Here is a 19,054-nt window from a genome sequence, read left to right on the forward strand (position 1 = left end):
TCGATGTAGAGCGGACTGTGGAGATGGGGCTGGTTGGTCATCAGCGATCGGCGGCCGGCGGTGGCAGCCGCTCCAACAGCAGTTCCAGCTTGCGGTCCTGCTCGCGCAGCACTCCCAGGAAGCCGGCAGCAGTCAGAGCCAGCACGGCAAGCCAGGCTGTAGACGTCAACAGCACAGCCTTCAGGACTGCGGAACCACCCACCACTGCAGGCGGGTCATCGGCCTGGAGGGCCGTTGCGGCGCGAGCCGTGTCCTCGATGGCCAGATTGAGAACCAGCCGCAGCACTGCTTCCGGCGTCACCGGAACGATGGCGGAGCACAGTGCTGGCGATTGCGAGGTCTCCAGCAGTTCCTGGCGGCAGCGATGCAGTCCACCACCTGCCCAGAACATCCCCCACGCTCTGTTGTTGCGCTGCAGCACCACCCACCGCTCTGGTCTGGCATCAAGTCGCGCCAGCTGAATGGCCTTGGCCAGCGACCAGCTGCGGCCAGCCGCAACAGAGGGATGGGCCTCCAGAAGCAGCTTTCCCTGTGGGTCACGGGTGAAACCCGTCACCACCTGCAGCGCAAAGACATCCACGATCTGGCATGGCACCGCTCGCTGGTCTTCTCTCCACTCCGGTGCCATGAACAGCAGTGCACCGCCATAGCGGCGCAGGCAGTCGTTGACGAGCTGGTTTTCGTGCACCATGCCCCTGTCAGGGGCAGCAACGCTAGGGAAAGTTGTGGCTCACACCCTCAGCGACTGAGGCCTTGACGCCACCCGTAACAGAGGTGAACGCTCCCTCAATCTTCGTCGTCGCTGCCGCCAACAGGGATCAGCCGGATCTGCTTCTTGCCCAGCTTGATCTCGAACTCATCGCCAGGCTTGAGGCCAAGCAGAGCGGTGTAGGCCTTGCCCACCAGCAGGTTGCCGTTGAACTGAACCTTGGCCACGTAGCTCAGGCTACGACCGGCCTTCCCTTTGCCGTTGCCACCACCGTCTCCGAGGCTGACGCCCTTGGCTTCCAGCAGGGCTTCATAGAAAGCGGTGAAGTTCAGTCGCTCGCTGCCGTCCTTCTTGGTACTGAGATAGCCGGCGGCTCGCACCAGATCGGACTTGGAGGCATCACCCAGCTCCTTGACTTTGGCGAGCAGATCAGATCCGGTTAGGGCCATTGTAGTAGTGCATCGATTAGCTGAACCATAACGATCAGGCTATTGGTGACAAGGGCAGAAAGGTGCGGGTGTCCGCCCTATCAGCGGAGGATTTAGCAGGCCTCGCCATCACCATTCACATCCAAATATGTGTGACCTTGGCACAGCTCTGGCTATTCCGTCTCCAGCAGGGACGCGTGGAGCACGTCCATCACGGTGTGAACGATGTCCGTCTCCAGCCCCTCCAGCTTGAATGTGTAGGCCAGGCTGGTGAGGATGTTGCGTTCATCTGGCTCCAGAGGCCCATCCGATCGCATGATTTCAGCAGCCACTGCGTAGGCGGTATGGCATTGCCGCGGACTGAGTGCTTCGGCTGCCTCGAGCATCAGGTGCTGCGGCCCTTCGGCGCGAAGATCGGCGAGAACGGAGTCCAACAATTGCACCATCGCCACTTCAGTGAGGTCGGAGAAAGGGGCCCTGTAATCCAGGGCATGGCGCAGAGCGCGTGATCCAGCTGGTGTAAGCACTCCATCCCATGAGACAGCGGCGAGCGCCACGGCGACAAAGGCCCGTGTTGGATCCATTGGAGATGACGGAGTCGCAGGATCTCCAACAGGAGGAAGCGTGGATGTCATGAGGCAAATGGGGGGTAAGAACTAGGTGACTTGATTCCGGAGGGACCGCAGAAGCTCATTGCGGGAGAGATCTCCCGGCTTGGAACCGCTGGCCTTGCCCTTCCAGCGGCAAGGATGCTCCCGACAGACCAACATCTTTATTTCTAGAAACCCAGCCCTGCGAAGGGGGGTAACGAACGAGACGCTCTCAGCGCGGTAAGTACAAATGCCTATGCACTTCCGAGACTTGGGCTGTTCTTGTGTCCATTGGCTCAATGCTTCCACCGTTCGTCATGTCGACTCCCCGATGTGATCGCAAACACCTCGTTGTGAACTCGGCAGGGAGAGTGCTAGACGAGCCATGTACTCCTGATGGTGGTTTCTGCTCTTGGGCATCGCCTAAAACACCAGATCTGGTGGGTGAACCTGCTAAGGAGATTCTCCATGGGCCTGCACCAGATGACCAGCCTCCCTGACCTCCCGCTTCATGCCAGTTGACACCAGCAAGCAAAGCGACTAGTACGGGTGTACTTGCCTAGCTGCCATGAGCCCTGTTTCCTCTCCCTACGCAACCTTCCGCGCCGAGGATTGGATGCTGGTTGGCTACGGAGCCCTTACGCAGTTACAGGAGCCATCGACATCTGGGCGCCCTTCAAGCCCATCAACTCCCGCTTCCCTCAGCAATCACAGGGATTGGGGCTCAAAGAGCAAGCCAGTTGTGAGCTATCAATTGAGCGGTTAATCATGAGGCGACGCCATGGTCGACCCCCTACCCTGCACTCTTCAACACGGCGGCATCGTGGCGGTGGCGGCTTGGCTGGTGCTGCTCAACATGGTCGATCCACAGCCCCCACCTCGGCCCAGGGGGATCAGATGACTTTTGATCACGATCGCAACGCCCGCCAGGGTCGATAAGGTGCCGCCAGCGAGGGCGCGCGGATGGCTGAATCAGCACGGGACGAGGGACAGGCTGCACCGGCAGGCTGGAGCCAACTCACAGCGATCAACATCGCCAAGGTGCTCACGATCGTGCTGCTGCTGGTGCTGGCGGCCGTGGTCGGGGTGAAGGACATGCGCCAGGTGCTTTATCTCAGCCTGCACATCAGCTACTGCCTCTGGTGGCTATTGGAGCAGTGGCTGTTTCCTGAGCGGGCTCGCCAGCTATTCAGCGAGCGTGTGGGGGTGGTGGGGCTTGGCTTCGCCCTGCTGTTCATCGGGGTGCTCTACAGCCTGCCTGGGCTGCTGGCCTTTCTCAATCCCGTGCCGATCTCCCAGGCCGCCGTGGCCGTGGCGCTGGGGCTGTTCAGCTTCGGCAGCCTAATCAACGCCAGCGCCGATGCACAGAAAACCACCGCCAAAGCGATGGGTGCTGGCCTTGTGAGCGACGGCATCTGGCGGCGCGTGCGCCATGTGAACTATCTCGGCGATCTGCTGCGCTACCTGAGCTTCGCGGTGGTGGCCGGCAACATCTGGGCCTACCTGGTGCCGGGGCTGGTGCTGCTGATCTACCTCCAGCGCATTGGCCAGAAGGAAGTGCAGATGGCGGCGAAGTACCCGGAATTCAGCGCCTGGCAGCAGCGCAGCGCGCGGCTCCTGCCAGGCCTCTGGTGAGGCCCACGCAGCCGTACTAAGCCGTCACGACCGTGGTACTCGTCGGGGTGCGGGTGCGGGTGCGGATGCGGGTGATGCGGATTCACCCGAAACCCGTTTGCCAGGTCTATCCAATGCGTCCATAGAGGGCCTGCTGGCATTGGGTTTGCTGAAGCAGGTACTTCTCGCTGTCAATGCCGACACCTCCCCTGCCGCAGGCAGTCAGCTCATCGCCCAGGGCGAGCATGGCGCCGAGCAACCTTCTCGTATTCGGCGGCAAGCAATGTGATCTGCGGTATTCGACTGCAGTGCGGCAGTGCATTCGTCACGGCTGCTGCTCAGGCGGCCGTACGTGAAGCCTGTTCTTCCCGCACGGCACGCTGCAGGCCCACGTCCACACCGAGGTGCTGGTCGGGGCGGCCGGTGATCAACAGGGCGGTGCGCTGGCGGGTGGCGATCTGCCACATCCACTTGCTGAACAGGGCGATGCGGTTCTCCGTATCGGGGATGAAGGCCAGGTGGGCAAGGGCCCAGAGCACCCAGCCCGGCAGGCCGGTCACATGCAGGCCGCGCAGGTCGGCCACAGCATGGAAGGGGCCGATCACGGCCATGCTGCCGAGATCCGTCCAGCGGAAGGGAGGCAGGCGGCGCTCCTCCAGGCTGGCCAGGATGTCGCGGGCCACCCAGCCTCCCATCTGCACAGCCGGGCCCGCCATCCCGGGCAGGGGCTTGCCATCACCCGTGTGGCTGTAGCAACAGAGATCCCCCACCGCCCGGATCTCGGGATGGCCGGGGATGGAAAAATCGGGCTCCACAAGCAGACGCCCACCCCGGTCGACCTCGCAACCGGTGCGGTCGGCCAGCAGCTTGCCGAGGCGGGAGGCGCGCACGCCGGCGGTCCAGCAGATGGTGGCCGCCTCCAGCTGCTCGGGCTCCCCGGCTTCGCCGGTGGTGACGAGGCTGACCCGCCCCGGAGCAATCGACTCCACCTTCGCTCCTAGTTTGAGCTCCACTCCCGCCCGGCCCAGATAAGTGCCGGCCGCCTCCGACAGGCTGGGGTGCATGGTGGGCAACACCCGCTCCACCACATCCACCAGGACCACTCGGCAGCGGTCTTGATCGAGCTGCTTGAAGTCGTACCGGATGGCGCGGTGCATCAGCTCGATCAGTGAGCCTGCGAGTTCGCAGCCCGCTGGTCCGGCGCCCACCACCACGGCGGTCTGGAGGAAGCGGAGATGCTCAGGATCCTTCGTCTGCTCCGCTTCCTCCAGGGCCATCAGCAGGCGGCGGCGGATCTCATCGGCGTGCTCGAGGATCTTCATCGGCGGCGCCAGGGGCCGCCATTCCTCATGGCCGAAGTAGGTGCTGCCAGATCCGCTGGCCAGGATCAGATGGTCGTAGCCGTAGCGGTGGTCGTTGAACACCACCTCCTTAGCTTCGGGGTCGATGTCCACCACCTCACCCAGCAGGATCTGGATGTTGGGGGCCTGGCCCACCATCTGGCGCAGGGGCGAGGCCACGTCGGCTTCCGAAACCAGACCGGATGCCACCTGATACAAGAGCGGCTGGAAGAGGTTGAAGTTGCGCTTGTCGATCAGGGTGACGCGCACAGGCTTGCGGGCCAGGGCGTGGCAGACCTTGAGACCGGCGAAGCCACCGCCCACGATCACCACATGGGGGAGGTCCTGCCACTGGGCTTCGGGCGGATCGAGTTCGAGGAAGAAACGCTCCGGTGTCATCTGGGAGGCGTGACACGCGGAACATACAAACCTTATGCAGCAAGCAGCACTGATCGTTGTCGCAACGGCTGCCGACTTCGACCTCGCTCCTGCAGGGGCTCAGGCGTTCCGGAGTTCGCCCAGATCGAGCCGCAGCCCTGGCAGCAGCGATGGTGCCTCCAGCATCGGCACCAAACTCACAGTTCTTCAGGGCCGCTTCGAGCCAGCGGGCCTTAGTTTCCAGAAATCCGATCTGCTCCAGCTCCTGCCATTCCAGGATGGCCAGCGCCTTCTCCAGAACAGCCCGTACATCCAGCACTGGGACCGGTCTGGCTGCCGCTGATTTGCTGCAGGGTCCGCTCTGCGGCGGCAGCCTCCTGGGGTACCGGCGGCTGCCGAGCCCAGGTGAGCCAGAGCTGCAACAGGCCATTGGCCAGCAGCGTGAGCTCCGCCACCAGCATCAGCAGGCTCAGACCCGTGCTCACGGCCGTGGCCAGGTCGAGGGGCGCCCCGATCCGCCAGACCAGGTAACGGCCCCCCAGCAAGGTGATCACCAGCACAGCCGAGCGCCGGGCGGCCGGGGCAGGGTCTGCTCTGGTCGGCTCGCCAACCAGCAGGTCCAGAGCGCCACAACCAGGGCCGGCAGCGGCACGGTCCAGCCGGGCAGCATGGCCGTGGGGCCACCAGAGCGGCGGCCAGCAGCGGCAGGCTGGCCAAGAGCGCGATCTGGGTCGGCGAACTGGGATAGGCCGTCGGGGAGGCGGAACTCAAGATCACCAGGGTGGAGTGGGCTACCGGATCAACTACCGGCGAACACACCAAATGGATGGTGTGGCTGCATGGCCTGCGGAGGCCGTCAACGTCTGAACGGCTGTCACTCCATGGTCAAGTTGCTCTCAGAACGGTAGATCTGTGAGCCGGTTGAGAGCGTCTCCAAGGTGGGCTCCTGCCGCTCAGGCGTGACGCGGAGCACAAATGGATCGGGCGGCTTGTGATCAAGCGACGATCCACCCCACCCGCTTCCCGTGGCGACCTGCAATCAAGGCCTCTTCCTGAGCTGGTGGCAGTGCATCGCTGAGCCGAGCAGGAGAGGATGGAGCAGAAAAACCAGGATTGACAAAACGGCTGCTCCAGGCCGATTCCTATGGAGGGAATTAATCTGCACTCATGATTCCAACTCATGATTGCAACTCATACTGTCAAATCATTCAATGCCAAGCCAACAAAGGACATGAGCCGTGCAGGCGCCTCAATCAATGGTGAATTCAGAACAACTCTGAAACCAGGCCAAATTGCTCCGGATTAAAAACTGGATTCTTGAGTTGCGGGCTTACTGAGCTTCGGCCAGGAATGTTACTGCGTTTGATTTATCTGCTATTGTCACGAATCGCCTGGGGAATGCAGGAGATCGACGAATCATGGCCTGAGACTGTTTATCTTGTTTTGATTTCCCTTTATTCGTCAGGAAGTCTCCCAGGCTTTCTCTACTCATACGCTTGTCTTGCTCCGAACTTCCACGAGCGCGAAAGCCCCGCTGCCCTGCACTTCTGGAAGAGGCAGGGTTGCCAGTTCCGTCGTGCGGTTCACGCAAGGCGGCGCAGCATCTCGTTGTCTTGCGCAAGCTGAGCAAAGCTCTGCGGGCAGGTGGCACGGCAGGACGACCGTGGCCCGATCGATCTCCAGAGCCAGCGCGGTTGCTTGACTCCGGCCCTCAATGAGCAGCGGCAGACGGCCTCCAGGCTCAGCCCGGCATCAGGCTCCCCTGCTTCCTGGCTGAGCTGCTGGAACCGCAGCGCCATCGATGACGCCAAGCGATCGCTCGCAGCGCCGCAGGCCCTCAGCGCACTCCCCCCGCATCAGCAGGCCCGAGCCACCCCAGATCAAGCGCTGTGGCAGATCGAGCACACCGGCGCCCAGCTCCCGCAGCGGCTCGAAACCCAGCCGGCGGAAGTAGCGCACGAGGCGCCTGTGCTGGTGCTCGTCGTCGCGGATGGCCAGCAGCTCGGCGCGGCGGCAGGGGGTGTGCTCCAGGGCCCAAGTGAACGTGGCGGCCCAGATCAACGGACCCACCAGCGCAGCAGCCAGATCGCCGCGGGGCACCTGGATCCGCAGGGTGTCGAGGTGAAGGCCGTCGGGCAGAGGGATTGCCAAGCCCTTGAGTTCCCCCAGCAGCTGGGGAGCAGCATCGGCCCCATAGCCGGCCACCCCCACCCGCAGCCCCCGCAGCGCCGCGGGCCCGCTCACCTGCAGGCGCAGGAGCAGCCCCCGCGACGCCCCCCACGCCTCCAGCTCCGCCAGGCTTCTCATCGGGGGAAAGGCTCCCAGGACAGCACCGCCTCCAGTGGCAGCACTCCTTGGATATGGGGGAAGAGTTCGCCCCCCTCTCCGGCTGGCTCCCCTACCACGGCAATGCCCACCGCCGCCAGCCGTGCGGGGTCGATCGTGAGCAGCAGCACCTCCCTGGCGTCGGCGTAGAAGCGCTGGTGGGTGGCTTCGATCTGATCGGCATGGCTGGCGTGGATGAAGCCCACCTCCTCCAGGCTGAGGCAGCGGGTGGAGCGTCGGTAGCTGCCCTGGCGTCTGGCGGCGTGCCATTCCTCAGCCAGGGCCAGATGAAACAGGTGGCCCGGAGAGCGCCAGGCTGCCCGTGGCGCCCAGGGCGGTGTCATCACCGCCGCCATTTCCGGGCTGGCCAGGAACCGCCCAAGCAAGGCCTGCAGAGTGGCTAGCCCTGGTGCGCCATCGAATCCCTCCGGATCCGCCAGGCGGAACTGGCGCAGGAACGGCAGCAGGGCCATATGCGCCAGAGAGGTTCGATTCCCCAACTGCGGCAGCTGCTCGTTCCATTGCCGCAGGATCGCCAGAGCCGCCGAGCGGTGCCCCTCGGCGTCTGTGCCGGGGTAACGGACGGCGTATTTGAAGCGATCGAGGTGGTGCTTGAAGGGGCCGTCGTTGCTGGCGATCAACGCTTCAATCAACGCTCGCTGGGCCCCAACGCCTGGGGTTTCTTCACGTCGCAGCAGATCCCAGGGGTCGTGGCGTTCCAGAGCCCAGCGCATCACCGCCAGGCTCTGATCAATCACGCTGGCGCCATCGGCCGGCAGCACCAGCACCGGCACCGTGCCCTTCGCTGACGCCGCCAGCAGCTCCGGTGGTTTGGCCTTGAGGTTCACCTCCCGCAGCTCCATGTCGCGTCCTGGCTTCAGCCCCGCCGCCGCCAGGGCCAGCCGCGCCCGGATCGCATAGGGGCAGCGGCGAAAGCTGTACAGGACCGGCAGGTCAGCCATGGGCTCTTACAGCACGCCCCGCTCGATCTCCTCGAGGTAGAGGAACAAAGGAGAGCTCACCCCCGCCCGCTGGCGGATCGGCACCAGCTCCTCGGATTCGAAGAAGCCACGAGCCCTCTCCAGCGAAGTCCAGGCGGAGAGATGCACCACGTTGTCGGCGGCACCATCGACCCGTAGAAGCTGGTAACTGATCTCACCAGCGACCTTGCGCATCCCCGCCGCGTCATCGAACACCGCTTTCCAGGCGTCGTAGTCGGCCACGGCATGGATGATCAGCACATGGTGCATGGAGACACTCAACAGGGCGTCCCATCCTTATGGCTGAAGTGCCACTGGCCTTTCAGCCACAGGGCCTGCAGGTCATCGTCGGGATAGTCCACCTGATCGCCGGGGTTGCGGTCGCCGATCTCCAGCAGCACCACCTCCACCGCCGTGCGGTTGATCAGGTGGTGGGCGTTGCCATCGCCGGCGGCAAAGCCCGCCGCCAGCCCCGGTGTCAGTTCCCGCTCGCCGTCATCGGTGATCAAGGTGGGATGGCCCTCGAGCACGTAGACGAATTCGTCCTGCTGGCTGTGGGCATGGCGCAGGGCGGTGCGGGCACCCGGCGCCAGTCGGGTCTGGTTGACGCCGAACCTGCTCAGGCCGAAGCCATCCCCCAGCATGCGTTTCTCCCGACCCTTCATCAGGGCAGCGAAAGGGGCGGGGTAGTGGCTGCCCAGGGAGCGTGCTGGCGCCGCGTCCGCCCAGAGGGCCTTGGCGCCTAAGTCGGGCTCCAGCCAGTTGCGGCGAGCCTCGATCGATTCCAGACGTGCGCGGCTGTAGGCGGCCAGGGGCCAGTCGCGCTCCGCCAGGGGGGAGGCGAGCAGAGCGGCCAGGGAGTTCTCCAGGGGCCAGCCGGGGTGGCGGGCGATGTGGCCACTCACCCCGCGCAGGAAATGCACCGTGAGGGTCTCGTGGTAGCCGGCGTGATCAGTGTTGGCGGTGCCCGTGGCCTCGTTGTAGGCGCGGATGCGGGTGCGCAGGTGATCGAGGGCGGCGTTGAACGGCCGCTGATCCAGGGTCTTGAGGGCCACCACCAGATGGGCTTCGTGGGTCCAGTGGGGCTTGGGCAGGGTGCCGGCTTCGAAGGCAGTCACCAGCGCCTCGATCTCTGCCGCCGTGGTGGGCAACGCCTGAGCGCTCATGGTTGGGCCGCTTCCTGGCGGATGGCGCGAAAGCGCAGGCGCATGTAGTCGGCGCGCCAGATGCCATCGACGCCGAACAACTGGTGCCGGAGGGCCAGGGCCACCTCCGCCACCAGGTCCGGGCGCTCCTCGGGCGGCAGCGGCGCCAGAAATCCGTGGGCGAAGGTGGTGATCCAGTCACCGATGTCGCCGGGCAGGGGGGTGGGGCGGGGAATCAGCGCGATCGACTCCACCTTGAAGCCGCCTGCCTCCAGCAGGCCGCCGTAGTGCTCGGGGGTGGGGAAGAAGGTGTCACGGGGAGCCGTTAGCCCCCTCGCGATCAGCGCCCTCTCCAGGGCGCCATGGATCGCGGCCACGTTGCCGTGCCCCCCCAGCTCGGCCACGAACCGCCCCCCCGGCACCAGGGCCCGATGCACCCCCGCGATCACCCGCTCCGGCTCCAGCATCCAGTGCAGGGGGGCGTTGGAGAACACCGCCTCGAAGGCGGCCTCGAACGTCAGCGCCTGGCCATCGAGCATCCGGGCGTCCAGCCCCCGGGCCCGGGCCCCCGCGACCATGGCCGAGCTGGCATCGACGCCGATCACCCGTGCCCCCCTTGCCACCAGCTGCTCGGTGAGGGCCCCATCGCCGCAGCCGAGATCAAGCACGCGCTCGTCGGGCCGGGGATCGAGCAGCTCCAACACCGGTGCCCCCAGATCGGAAACGAAGCGGCCCCTGGCCGCATAGCTTTCCGGGTGCCAGAGCTGCTGGGAAGGATCGCTCATGGCGCTCCTTCCACTGGACGGACGCCAAGGGGCACCCGCACGGGCAGGACGGGAGCCGTAGGGCGAAAGCTTGGCTGCGGCTCGACGCGCTCCAGGGTCAGAGCCTGGTCCTGAATCACCAGCCGACTTGTCATCGTTGGGGCCTGAAGCGGTGGCTGGCTGAGCACCACCTGCCGGATCGGTTGGCCCGGCGCTTCGCGCACGCCCAGGGTTGCGGCGACGTAGCCCGCCCAGACACACATCACACCCTTGGGGCAACGGTGGTCCTGCACCGATTCCAAGTTGACCGTGGCGGTCGTGCCCGGCACCGCCACGGTCTGGCCCAGGCTCAGCAGCAGCAGGATCAGGGCCGGCGCGCTCATGGCTCAACCCGGGCGCTGCGCTCCTTCTTCATCACGAGCTGCCGCTGACGCTCGGCGAACCGCTGGCGGTCGGCGTCACTGAAGCGGTTGATGCAATGGCGGCAACTCACCCCCTCCACGTAGCTCTCCAGGGCGCGATCCTCCGGGCCCAGGGGCAGGCCGCAGGCGTGGCACTGGCTGTGGCTGCCGGGTTCGAGCCGGTGGTTCAGGGCCACGCGCCGATCGAACACATAGCACTCGCCCTGCCAACGGCTGTGGGCTTCGGGGGTGACTTCGAGGTAACGCAGGATGCCGCCCTGCAGCTGGTGCACCCCCTCGAACCCCTGCTGGCGCAGGTAGGTGGTGGCCTTCTCGCAGCGGATGCCGCCCGTGCAGAAGAGCGCCAGGCGCTCGGGCCGTAGCTCCTTCACCAGAGGGCGCAGCTCCTGCTCCACCCAGGCGGGGAAGTCGCGGAAGCTTGCGGTGCCGGGATCGATTGCCCGATCGAAACTGCCGATCGCCACCTCGTAGGCGTTGCGCGTGTCGATCACCAAGGTGGTGGGATCGTCGATCAACGCATTCCACGCCTCGGGCGCCACGTTGGTGCCCGCCCCCTGAGTCGGATCGAGCCCCTCGATTCCCAGGGTGACGATCTCCCGCTTCAGGCGCACCTTGAGCCGATCAAAGCTGACCACGGTGCTCCAGCTGGACTTCAGCTCCAACGCATCGAGGCCAGCGCCTTTCTGGAGCGCAGCCAGCAGGCTCTCGACCGCCGGTGGCGTACCACTGATCGTGCCGTTCACCCCTTCCTGGGCCAGCAACACAGTGCCATGAACTCCGGCGGTTCGGCCCAGCTGCTGCAGCCGTTCTCGCAGCGCCGGGAGGATGTCGGTGTTCAGGGCCGCGAAACGATAGAAGGCCGTCACCTGCTGGATCGCTGGTGCTTCGCTCCGACCAGAGGCAGCATTAACCAGGGGGCACCTCCAGGACGTTCACACCCGCCGCCGCCAGCAGCGCCCGGTCGGAGTCCACATCAGGGTTGCCGGTGGTGAGCAGGGTGTCGCCGTAGAAGATTGAATCAGCTCCCGCCTGCAGGCAGAGGATCTGGGCCTCGCGGCTGAGCTGCTCACGGCCGGCGCTCAGGCGCACCCGGCTGAAGGGCATCAGGATGCGGGCGGTGGCCACCATCCGCACCAGCTCGAGTGGATCAATCGGCGGCTGCTGCTCAAGCGGCGTGCCCTCCACCGCCACCAGAGCGTTGATCGGCACGCTCTCGGGATGGGGGTCGAGGCTGGCGAGCACCTGCAGCAGGCCGGCGCGATCGCTGGTCGTTTCCCCAAGGCCGATGATGCCGCCGCAACAGAGCGTGATCCCCGACCGCCGCACCCGGGCCAGGGTCTCCAGCCGGTCCTGGTAGGTGCGGGTGGTGATGATCCGCTCGTAGTGCTCGGGGCTGGTGTCGAGATTGTGGTTGTAGGCGGTGAGGCCAGCCGCCGCAAGCCGCTCGGCCTGGGCGTCGCTGAGCATGCCGGCGGTCACGCAGGCCTCCAGCCCCAGCTCCCGCACGCCGCGCACCATCGCCAGCATCGCCTCGAAGGGGGCGCCATCGCGTATGTCGCGCCAGGCCCAGCCCATGCAGAAGCGATGGGCCCCCGCCGCCTTTGCGGCCCGGGCCCTGGCCAGCACAGGCTCCACCTCCAGCTCCGGCCGCCCGCTCACGTCGCTGCTGTTATGCATCGACTGGGGGCAGTAAGCGCAGTCCTCCTCGCAACCGCCGGTCTTGACACTGAGCAGCGAAGCGAGCTGGACCCGGTAGCCCGGATTGGCGGCCCGGTGCACGGTCTGGGCCCGCCAGAGCAGGTCGATCAGCGGCATCTCCAGCAGCTCCTGGATCTCACCGCGGCTCCAGTCGTGGCGCAGGTCAGGGGCCGAAGCGGCGGCGGCCGAGGGGCGGGTCGTCGTGGTCAAAGGAGCAGGGAGTGGGAGAAGAGTGGGGGTCAGGCGCTGGGGGGAAGCATGGGCTCGACCCCCCCGAAGCGCCGTTGACGGCCCTGGTAATCCAGCACGGCCCGCAGCAGGGACTGCTCATTGAAATCGGGCCAGAGCACATCGGTGATGTGGATCTCGGCGTAGGCCAGTTGCCAGAGCAGGAAATTGCTTATGCGGTACTCGCCGCTGCTGCGTATCAGCAGATCGGGATCCACCTCACCTGCGGTGAGCAGCTCGGCCTCGAAGTGGGCCTCATCGATCGCCGCTGGGTCGAGTTCACCACGGGCCGCACGTTCAGCCAGGCGCCTGGCCGCCCGCACCAGCTCCCGCCGTCCGCCGTAGTTCGTGCAGACGTTGAAGTGGATGCCGGTGTTGGTGGCGGTGCGGGCCTCGGCGGCGGCAATACGCTCCTGCAGCGCCTCAGGCAACTGCTCAAGGTCGCCCAGGAAGCGGATGCGCACCCGCTCGCTCTCCAGGGCCTGGAGTTCACGGGCGAGCACCCGCTCGAACAGGTGCATCAGGAAGGTCACTTCCTCGCCGGGCCGGTTCCAGTTCTCGGTGGAGAAGGCGTAGACGGTGAGGGCTCCAATGCCCCAGTCGCTGCAGAGACGCAGGGTGCGCTTGAGGGCTTCCACTCCCTCGCGGTGCCCCATCATCCGCGGCAGACAGCGCTGCCGGGCCCAGCGACCGTTGCCGTCCATGATCACGGCCACATGGGCCGGCAACCGGGCGGGATCCAGGCAGGCGGGCAGCAGCGCGGATGGCTGGGCTGCAACCTGGATCGGGTCGGTGGTCGCCGGAGAGCGACTCATGCGCGGGATTCGGGCGTGTCCTCGGCCACGGTACGTCCAGTGGGAAGTGGCACCACCGAACCTCCTGGGCTCTTGGACGGGGTTTTGGTGGAGGAGGGCGCCAGGGCGGCTGTCAACAGCTCACGCAGACGGCTGCTGGTGATCGGCCGCTCCAGCTTGCCCTGGCGGGCCAGGGAGATTGTGCCGGTCTCCTCGGAGATCACGATGCAGAGGCAGCGATTGAAGCGTTCGGTGATGCCCAGGGCCGCCAGGTGGCGGGTGCCGTAGCGGGTGATGCCCTGGCGGGAGAGGGGCAGGATCACCCCAGCCGAGAGGATCCGGCTGCCGCGCACAAGCAGGGCCCCATCGTGCAGGGGCGTATCGGCGGCGAACAGGTTCAGCACCAGATCCACCGAGAGCATGGCGTCGAGCTCGATGCCGGGGTTGAGAAAGTCTTCGGGGCGCAGATCGCTGCCCAGATCCACCAGGATCAAGGCGCCCCGGCGGCCCTGGGAGAGGAGGCCGGCCGCCTCAGTGAGCATCGCCACCGCGCCCGACATCTCCTGGTAGACACCCTGGTTTCCCAGCAGAACGTCAAGGCGGCCGGTGCCCAGCAGCTCCATCAGGCGCCTGAGCTCTCCCTGCCACAGGATCGCCAGGGCCAGGCTGCAGCCCAGCACCACCGCCTCCAGCAGGCGGGTGGTGAGGGGGAGGTTGGCGAAGCGCTGCACCACCCAGACCAGGGCCACCAGAAACAGCCAGCCCCGCAGCAGCCAGAGAGTGCGCGATTCACGCACCCGGACCAGCAACAGCATCCCGAGAGCCGAGGCAAAAAGAAGATCCAGCAGCAGGCGCAGATCGAGGAGCCTCAGCCAGATCACAGATCCCTACAGCGCTTGATTCATGGTATCGGCCGAAAACGTTCTGGCAGCACGTCGTGGAGCAGCAGTTCGTCTGGTCGCTCCCGCCGCTGCACCAGCTCCGCCTCACCCCCATGCACCAGCACCGCCGCGGGTCTGGGGATGCGGTTGTAGTTCGACGCCATCGAGGCGTTGTAGGCGCCGGTGGCGAAGACCACCAGCAGATCGCCGCTGCTGCTGGGAGGCAGGGCCAGGTCCTTGAGCAGGACGTCGCCGGATTCGCAGTGCTTGCCCGCCACGGTGACCGTTTCCGTGGCCACAGCCGTGGGCCGCTCCGCCAGGACCGCCGTGTAGCTCGACTGATACGTGATCGGCCGTGGATTGTCGCTCATCCCCCCATCCACCGAGAGATAGGTGCGCAGGCCGGGGATCTGTTTGCGGCTGCCGATCGTGTACAGCGTGAGGCCGGCAGTGGCCACCAGGGAGCGGCCGGGCTCGCAGAGCAGGCGGGGCAGCTCGAGATCCCGTTCGCGGCAGGCGCGCAGCACGGACTCCGCCACCCCCTTCACCCACTCCTGGATGGTCGGGGGATCATCGGAGGCCACGTAGCGGATGCCAAGGCCACCGCCCACGTTCAGATCGCGCACGGGGTGGCCGAGGGAGCGGGCCAGGGCCAGGGCATCAGCCATCACCCCAGCCAGATCCCGGTGGGGTTGCAGTTCGAAGATCTGGGAGCCGATGTGGGCATGCAGGCCCGTGAGACTGGCCCAGGAGCACCCAGCCAGGCGGCGCAGCACCGGCTCCAGCTGGTCGGGGTCGAAGCCGAACTTGCTGTCGAGGTGGCCAGTACGGATGTACTCGTGGGTATGGCACTCGATGCCGGGAGTGAAGCGCAGCATCAGCGGCACCACCCGGCCGGCGGCGGGAGCGAGTTCGGCGAGGCGATCCAGGTCATGGTCGTTGTCGACTACCACGGTCACGCCGTGGGCCACCGCCAGGTAGAGCTCCTCATCCGACTTGTTGTTTCCATGGAGCACGATCCGCTCCGGCGGCATGCCCCCCTGCAGGGCGGTCAGCAACTCACCCTCTGAGACGGCATCGAGGCCGAGACCTTCGGAAGCCACCAGAGCACTCAGCATCAGGCTGCTGTTGGCCTTGGAGGCGTAGAGCGCCAGGGATGGTCCGGGGTAGTGGGCGGCAAGAGCTTCGCGGTAGGCACGACAGCTGGCTCGCAGGGTGGCCTCGTCGAGCACATAGAGCGGTGTGTCGTAGCGCCGGGCCAGCTCGCCTAGATCACAACCACCCACCTGGAGCCTGTCGCGGCCATCAAGGCTCGTGGTGAGGGGGGTGAGGTTGCGGTTGGGACTGAGCGGATCGGCATTCGCCTCGTAGGGGCGTATCGCCCGGCTGGGCGAGGACACGCTGCCAACGGCCTGATCTGCCGGAGTGACGGGAGAGACGGTCTTCGGCATCATCCTTGGGGCTGTGTCCTGTTGACCCCAATCGTAAGGATGAGCATCGAAGGGGCTGGGCCGATCGAGCTGAGCACCCAGCGTCTGGCTCCAGACGACGCGGGAGCCTGCCACGAACTGGATCAGCTCTGCCGGCCCCAGGGCTGGGACCTGCCGCAGTGGAGCCAGGAGCTGGAGGCGAGCGGGCGCTGCGTGCTCGGGGTAATTCACGGCTGCGAGCTGGTGGCGGTGGGCAGCAGCTGGCTGATCCTCGATGAGCTGCAGATCCTGCTGGTGCTGGTGCACCCCGGGCATCGCCGCATCGGCCTGGCCAGCATGGTTCTCTACGAACTGATCCGGGACGGGCGTGAGCGCGGCGCCAGCGCTGCCAGCCTGGAGGTGGCGGCTGGCAACACGGCCGCGCTTGGGCTCTACGACTCGCTCGGATTCCGCAGCACCGGCCGCCGTCGCGGTTACTACCGCGACGGACAGGACGCTCTGATCCAATGGCGCCAACTCGATGACACAACTGGATAGTTGTGACAGCGCTGACTGGGTTACCCATCACTGGCGATCACGAAGGTACGGATTGCCGCCATTTGTTGATGCGTAAGGCCGTACGAATCCAGCCTCCTATGTGTGGTGATTTAGCTGCCTTATCCCTGCTGTGGCAATGATTCTGCCTGAATTGAAGGCAGATTCACGCACACCCTCTCAGCCCTGATAGGTTGGTGGCACTTGCACAGGCACCGCAGATGTTCGAGCGGTTTACCGAGAAGGCCATCAAGGTGATCATGCTGGCCCAGGAAGAGGCCCGCAGGCTGGGTCACAACTTCGTTGGCACTGAGCAGATCCTGCTGGGTCTGATCGGTGAGGGCACGGGCGTGGCTGCCAAGGTTCTCAAGTCGATGGGTGTCAACCTCAAAGACGCTCGTGTCGAGGTGGAGAAGATCATCGGCCGCGGTTCCGGATTTGTGGCCGTTGAAATTCCGTTCACGCCTCGGGCCAAACGGGTACTTGAGCTCTCTCTGGAAGAGGCCCGTCAGCTCGGCCACAACTACATCGGCACTGAGCACCTGCTGCTGGGCCTGATCAGGGAAGGCGAGGGCGTTGCAGCTCGCGTCCTGGAAAATCTTGGGGTTGACCTGGCCAAGGTGCGCACCCAGGTGATCCGCATGCTGGGTGAAACCGCAGAGGTCACCGCTGGTGGTGGCGGCAGCAAAGGCTCCACCAAAACCCCCACCCTAGACGAATTCGGCAGCAACCTCACCCAGTTGGCCGCCGAAGGCAAGCTTGATCCGGTGGTGGGTCGCCAGAACGAGATCGATCGGGTTGTGCAGATCCTCGGTCGCCGCACCAAGAACAACCCTGTGCTGATCGGTGAACCCGGCGTCGGCAAGACGGCTCTCGCTGAAGGGCTTGCCCAACGCATCGTGGTCGGTGAGGTTCCCGACATCCTTGAAGATAAGCGAGTCCTCACCCTTGATATCGGCCTGCTGGTGGCCGGTACTAAGTACAGGGGTGAATTCGAGGAGCGCCTCAAGAAAATCATGGAAGAGATCCGGGGCGCGGGCAATGTGATCCTGGTGATTGATGAGGTGCACACCCTGATCGGTGCAGGTGCGGCAGAAGGAGCGATCGACGCCGCCAATATCCTCAAGCCGGCTCTGGCCCGCGGTGAGCTGCAGTGCATCGGTGCCACCACCCTGGATGAATACCGCAAGCACATCGAGCGGGATGCAGCTCTGGAGCGGCGTTTCCAGCCAGTGATGGTCGGCGAGCCCTCCGTGCTCGACACCATTGAGATCCTCAGAGGCTTGCGTGAGCGCTATGAGCAGCACCATCGCCTGAAAATCAGCGATGAAGCCCTCGTGGCAGCCGCCACCCTCGGTGATCGCTACATCTCCGATCGCTTCCTGCCCGACAAGGCCATTGATCTGGTCGATGAAGCTGGCAGCCGCGTGCGCCTGTTGAACTCCAAGCTGCCTCCTGCGGCCAAGGAGCTTGACAAGCAACTGCGGGCCATTCAGAAGCAGAAGGAAGATTCCGTTCGCCAGCAGGATTTCGGTAAGGCTGGCGAACTGCGCGACAAGGAAGTGGAACTGCGTGATCAGATCCGCTCAATCCTTCAGGCCCGTCGCGACGAGGAACCGGCGGTTTCAACCGCCGTCGAAGGATCCGCCGAGGCCTTGGCCGAAGCCGAGGTCAATACCGCAGCCGACCTTGCCCTGGCATCCTCCAGCGGCGAGCGCCACCCGGTGGTGACAGAAGAGGACATCGCCCAGATCGTTGCTTCCTGGACCGGTGTGCCCGTTCAGAAACTCACCGAGAGCGAATCGGTGAAGTTGCTGAACATGGAAGAGACCCTGCACCAGCGCCTGATCGGTCAGGACGAGGCTGTCAGAGCCGTGTCCAAGGCGATCCGTCGTGCCCGGGTGGGTCTGAAAAATCCCAACCGCCCGATTGCCAGTTTCATCTTCTCCGGCCCTACCGGCGTGGGTAAAACAGAACTCACCAAGTCCCTGGCCGCCTATTTCTTCGGCAGCGAGGAGGCGATGATCCGCCTTGATATGTCCGAGTTCATGGAGCGTCACACCGTCAGCAAACTGATTGGTTCGCCTCCTGGATACGTGGGCTTCAACGAAGGCGGACAGCTCACTGAGGCGGTTCGGCGTCGTCCCTACACCGTGGTGCTCTTCGACGAGATCGAAAAAGCTCACCCCGATGTGTTCAATCTGTTGCTGCAACTCCTAGAAGACGGTCGACTGACTGATTCAAAAGGCCGCACGGTTGATTTCAAGAACACCCTCATCATCATGACCTCGAACATCGGCTCGAAGGTGATTGAAAAAGGAGGTGGCGGCCTTGGTTTTGAATTCTCCGGCGCTGCTGTCGAGGAAACTCAGTACAACCGCATCCGTTCCTTGGTCAACGAGGAGCTCAAGCAGTACTTCCGTCCTGAGTTTCTCAACCGTCTTGATGAAATCATCGTCTTCCGGCAACTCAGCCGCGACGAAGTCAAAGAGATTGCCGAGATCATGCTTCGTGAAGTGTTCGGGCGCATGCAGGAGAAAGGCATCGGCCTCTCAGTCACCGAGGCCTTCAAGGAGCGCCTTGTTGAAGAGGGTTACAACCCCAGCTACGGCGCTCGTCCGCTGCGCCGCGCCGTGATGCGTCTGCTTGAAGACTCCCTGGCCGAGGAATTCCTCTCCGGCCGTCTGAAAGAGGGAGATTCGGCCTTGGTCGATGTCAACGACGAGAAGCAGGTGGTGATCCGCCACCAGACTGTGGTCGCGGAGCCGGAACTGGCCGGTGCCAGCGTCTGACG

At 65.0% G+C, this 19,054-nt stretch carries 19 protein-coding genes; 3 read left to right on the forward strand and 16 right to left on the reverse strand.

Translation table 11 applies throughout. The annotated features are described in order from the left end of the window. Positions 1–40: 40 nt before the first annotated feature. The 3 genes from CJZ82_RS15975 to CJZ82_RS15985 all read right to left on the reverse strand — a co-directional run bounded on the left by CJZ82_RS15975 (position 41) and on the right by CJZ82_RS15985 (position 1,721). Positions 41–691, reverse strand: coding sequence for a hypothetical protein (locus tag CJZ82_RS15975; RefSeq protein WP_094556743.1), 651 nt, complete (start codon positions 689–691; stop codon positions 41–43). 95 nt (positions 692–786) lie between these two features. Next, positions 787–1,158 carry an AbrB family transcriptional regulator gene (locus CJZ82_RS15980; RefSeq protein ID WP_094556744.1) on the reverse strand — a complete coding sequence of 124 codons (372 nt, stop codon included), beginning with the start codon at positions 1,156–1,158 and terminating at the stop codon, positions 787–789. Positions 1,159–1,310: 152 nt separating this feature from the next. Next, complete coding sequence (locus CJZ82_RS15985; RefSeq protein ID WP_094556745.1) at positions 1,311–1,721, reverse strand: tellurite resistance TerB family protein; 411 nt, start codon at positions 1,719–1,721, stop codon at positions 1,311–1,313. Positions 1,722–2,690: 969 nt separating this feature from the next. Between CJZ82_RS15985 and CJZ82_RS15990 the strand changes: the two genes are divergently transcribed. Then, positions 2,691–3,362 carry an isoprenylcysteine carboxylmethyltransferase family protein gene (locus tag CJZ82_RS15990; RefSeq protein WP_094556746.1) on the forward strand — a complete coding sequence of 224 codons (672 nt, stop codon included), beginning with the start codon at positions 2,691–2,693 and terminating at the stop codon, positions 3,360–3,362. A 317-nt stretch (positions 3,363–3,679) separates the two neighbouring features. Here CJZ82_RS15990 and CJZ82_RS15995 read toward each other — a convergent pair whose 3' ends face one another. The 13 genes from CJZ82_RS15995 to lysA all read right to left on the reverse strand — a co-directional run bounded on the left by CJZ82_RS15995 (position 3,680) and on the right by lysA (position 15,747). Further along, positions 3,680–5,080, reverse strand: a complete 1,401-nt coding sequence (locus tag CJZ82_RS15995; RefSeq protein ID WP_094556747.1) for an NAD(P)/FAD-dependent oxidoreductase — start codon at positions 5,078–5,080, stop codon at positions 3,680–3,682. Between the two features lie 212 nt (positions 5,081–5,292). Further along, the gene (locus tag CJZ82_RS16000; protein ID WP_094556748.1) at positions 5,293–5,619 is read right to left on the reverse strand and encodes a hypothetical protein; all 327 of its coding nucleotides are present in this window, start codon (positions 5,617–5,619) and stop codon (positions 5,293–5,295) included. A 1,192-nt stretch (positions 5,620–6,811) separates the two neighbouring features. After that, a complete protein-coding gene (locus tag CJZ82_RS16005; protein ID WP_094556749.1) occupies positions 6,812–7,366 on the reverse strand; it encodes a hypothetical protein in 555 nt (184 codons plus the stop codon). After that, complete coding sequence (locus CJZ82_RS16010; protein ID WP_094556750.1) at positions 7,363–8,346, reverse strand: DUF952 domain-containing protein; 984 nt, start codon at positions 8,344–8,346, stop codon at positions 7,363–7,365. The genes CJZ82_RS16005 and CJZ82_RS16010 overlap by 4 nt, the downstream gene beginning before the upstream one ends. A 6-nt stretch (positions 8,347–8,352) precedes the next feature. Beyond that, positions 8,353–8,646, reverse strand: a complete 294-nt coding sequence (locus tag CJZ82_RS16015; RefSeq protein ID WP_233130324.1) for an antibiotic biosynthesis monooxygenase — start codon at positions 8,644–8,646, stop codon at positions 8,353–8,355. Continuing rightward, entirely contained in the window at positions 8,643–9,530 is an 888-nt protein-coding gene (locus tag CJZ82_RS19500) for a cupin domain-containing protein (protein ID WP_304442173.1), read from the reverse strand. The genes CJZ82_RS16015 and CJZ82_RS19500 overlap by 4 nt, the downstream gene beginning before the upstream one ends. Further along, positions 9,527–10,294, reverse strand: a complete 768-nt coding sequence (locus tag CJZ82_RS16025) for a class I SAM-dependent methyltransferase (RefSeq protein ID WP_094556752.1) — start codon at positions 10,292–10,294, stop codon at positions 9,527–9,529. The genes CJZ82_RS19500 and CJZ82_RS16025 overlap by 4 nt, the downstream gene beginning before the upstream one ends. Further along, a complete protein-coding gene (locus tag CJZ82_RS16030) occupies positions 10,291–10,656 on the reverse strand; it encodes a hypothetical protein (RefSeq protein WP_094556753.1) in 366 nt (121 codons plus the stop codon). Before CJZ82_RS16030 ends, CJZ82_RS16025 begins: the two co-directional genes overlap by 4 nt. Continuing rightward, positions 10,653–11,561, reverse strand: a complete 909-nt coding sequence (locus CJZ82_RS16035; RefSeq protein ID WP_233130325.1) for a rhodanese-related sulfurtransferase — start codon at positions 11,559–11,561, stop codon at positions 10,653–10,655. Before CJZ82_RS16035 ends, CJZ82_RS16030 begins: the two co-directional genes overlap by 4 nt. A gap of 40 nt (positions 11,562–11,601) precedes the next feature. Further along, positions 11,602–12,510: a biotin synthase BioB gene (gene bioB / locus CJZ82_RS16040; protein WP_233130327.1), complete on the reverse strand. Its 909-nt coding sequence runs from the start codon at positions 12,508–12,510 to the stop codon at positions 11,602–11,604. A gap of 122 nt (positions 12,511–12,632) precedes the next feature. Then, on the reverse strand, positions 12,633–13,436 hold the full coding sequence (locus tag CJZ82_RS16045; RefSeq protein ID WP_094556755.1) for an isoprenyl transferase: 804 nt from the start codon (positions 13,434–13,436) through the stop codon (positions 12,633–12,635). After that, the gene (cdaA, locus tag CJZ82_RS16050) at positions 13,433–14,296 is read right to left on the reverse strand and encodes a diadenylate cyclase CdaA (RefSeq protein ID WP_094556756.1); all 864 of its coding nucleotides are present in this window, start codon (positions 14,294–14,296) and stop codon (positions 13,433–13,435) included. The genes CJZ82_RS16045 and cdaA overlap by 4 nt, the downstream gene beginning before the upstream one ends. Before the next feature lie 20 nt (positions 14,297–14,316). Beyond that, on the reverse strand, positions 14,317–15,747 hold the full coding sequence (lysA, locus tag CJZ82_RS16055; protein ID WP_369820103.1) for a diaminopimelate decarboxylase: 1,431 nt from the start codon (positions 15,745–15,747) through the stop codon (positions 14,317–14,319). 39 nt (positions 15,748–15,786) lie between these two features. Between lysA and CJZ82_RS16060 the strand changes: the two genes are divergently transcribed. Together CJZ82_RS16060 and CJZ82_RS16065 are read left to right on the forward strand one after the other, a co-directional pair. Then, a complete protein-coding gene (locus tag CJZ82_RS16060) occupies positions 15,787–16,263 on the forward strand; it encodes a GNAT family N-acetyltransferase (RefSeq protein WP_094556757.1) in 477 nt (158 codons plus the stop codon). Between the two features lie 218 nt (positions 16,264–16,481). Next, entirely contained in the window at positions 16,482–19,052 is a 2,571-nt protein-coding gene (locus tag CJZ82_RS16065) for an ATP-dependent Clp protease ATP-binding subunit (protein ID WP_094556758.1), read from the forward strand. Positions 19,053–19,054: the final 2 nt, after the last annotated feature.

Origin of the sequence: Synechococcus sp. 1G10, from assembly GCF_002252625.1 — a bacterium.
Classification (GTDB): domain Bacteria; phylum Cyanobacteriota; class Cyanobacteriia; order PCC-6307; family Cyanobiaceae; genus Regnicoccus_A.

What these genes read in the sequence shown, in the direction of transcription:
- CJZ82_RS15975 (WP_094556743.1), bottom strand. Translation starts at nt 691, where the DNA reads ATGGTGCACGAAAACCAGCTCGTCAACGACTGCCTGCGCCGCTATGGC.
- CJZ82_RS15980 (WP_094556744.1), bottom strand. Translation starts at nt 1,158, where the DNA reads ATGGCCCTAACCGGATCTGATCTGCTCGCCAAAGTCAAGGAGCTGGGT.
- CJZ82_RS15985 (WP_094556745.1), bottom strand. Translation starts at nt 1,721, where the DNA reads ATGGATCCAACACGGGCCTTTGTCGCCGTGGCGCTCGCCGCTGTCTCA.
- CJZ82_RS15990 (WP_094556746.1), top strand. Translation starts at nt 2,691, where the DNA reads ATGGCTGAATCAGCACGGGACGAGGGACAGGCTGCACCGGCAGGCTGG.
- CJZ82_RS15995 (WP_094556747.1), bottom strand. Translation starts at nt 5,080, where the DNA reads ATGACACCGGAGCGTTTCTTCCTCGAACTCGATCCGCCCGAAGCCCAG.
- CJZ82_RS16005 (WP_094556749.1), bottom strand. Translation starts at nt 7,366, where the DNA reads ATGAGAAGCCTGGCGGAGCTGGAGGCGTGGGGGGCGTCGCGGGGGCTG.
- CJZ82_RS16010 (WP_094556750.1), bottom strand. Translation starts at nt 8,346, where the DNA reads ATGGCTGACCTGCCGGTCCTGTACAGCTTTCGCCGCTGCCCCTATGCG.
- CJZ82_RS19500 (WP_304442173.1), bottom strand. Translation starts at nt 9,530, where the DNA reads ATGAGCGCTCAGGCGTTGCCCACCACGGCGGCAGAGATCGAGGCGCTG.
- CJZ82_RS16025 (WP_094556752.1), bottom strand. Translation starts at nt 10,294, where the DNA reads ATGAGCGATCCTTCCCAGCAGCTCTGGCACCCGGAAAGCTATGCGGCC.
- CJZ82_RS16030 (WP_094556753.1), bottom strand. Translation starts at nt 10,656, where the DNA reads ATGAGCGCGCCGGCCCTGATCCTGCTGCTGCTGAGCCTGGGCCAGACC.
- bioB (WP_233130327.1), bottom strand. Translation starts at nt 12,510, where the DNA reads ATGCCGCTGATCGACCTGCTCTGGCGGGCCCAGACCGTGCACCGGGCC.
- CJZ82_RS16045 (WP_094556755.1), bottom strand. Translation starts at nt 13,436, where the DNA reads ATGAGTCGCTCTCCGGCGACCACCGACCCGATCCAGGTTGCAGCCCAG.
- lysA (WP_369820103.1), bottom strand. Translation starts at nt 15,747, where the DNA reads ATGCCGAAGACCGTCTCTCCCGTCACTCCGGCAGATCAGGCCGTTGGC.
- CJZ82_RS16060 (WP_094556757.1), top strand. Translation starts at nt 15,787, where the DNA reads ATGAGCATCGAAGGGGCTGGGCCGATCGAGCTGAGCACCCAGCGTCTG.
- CJZ82_RS16065 (WP_094556758.1), top strand. Translation starts at nt 16,482, where the DNA reads ATGTTCGAGCGGTTTACCGAGAAGGCCATCAAGGTGATCATGCTGGCC.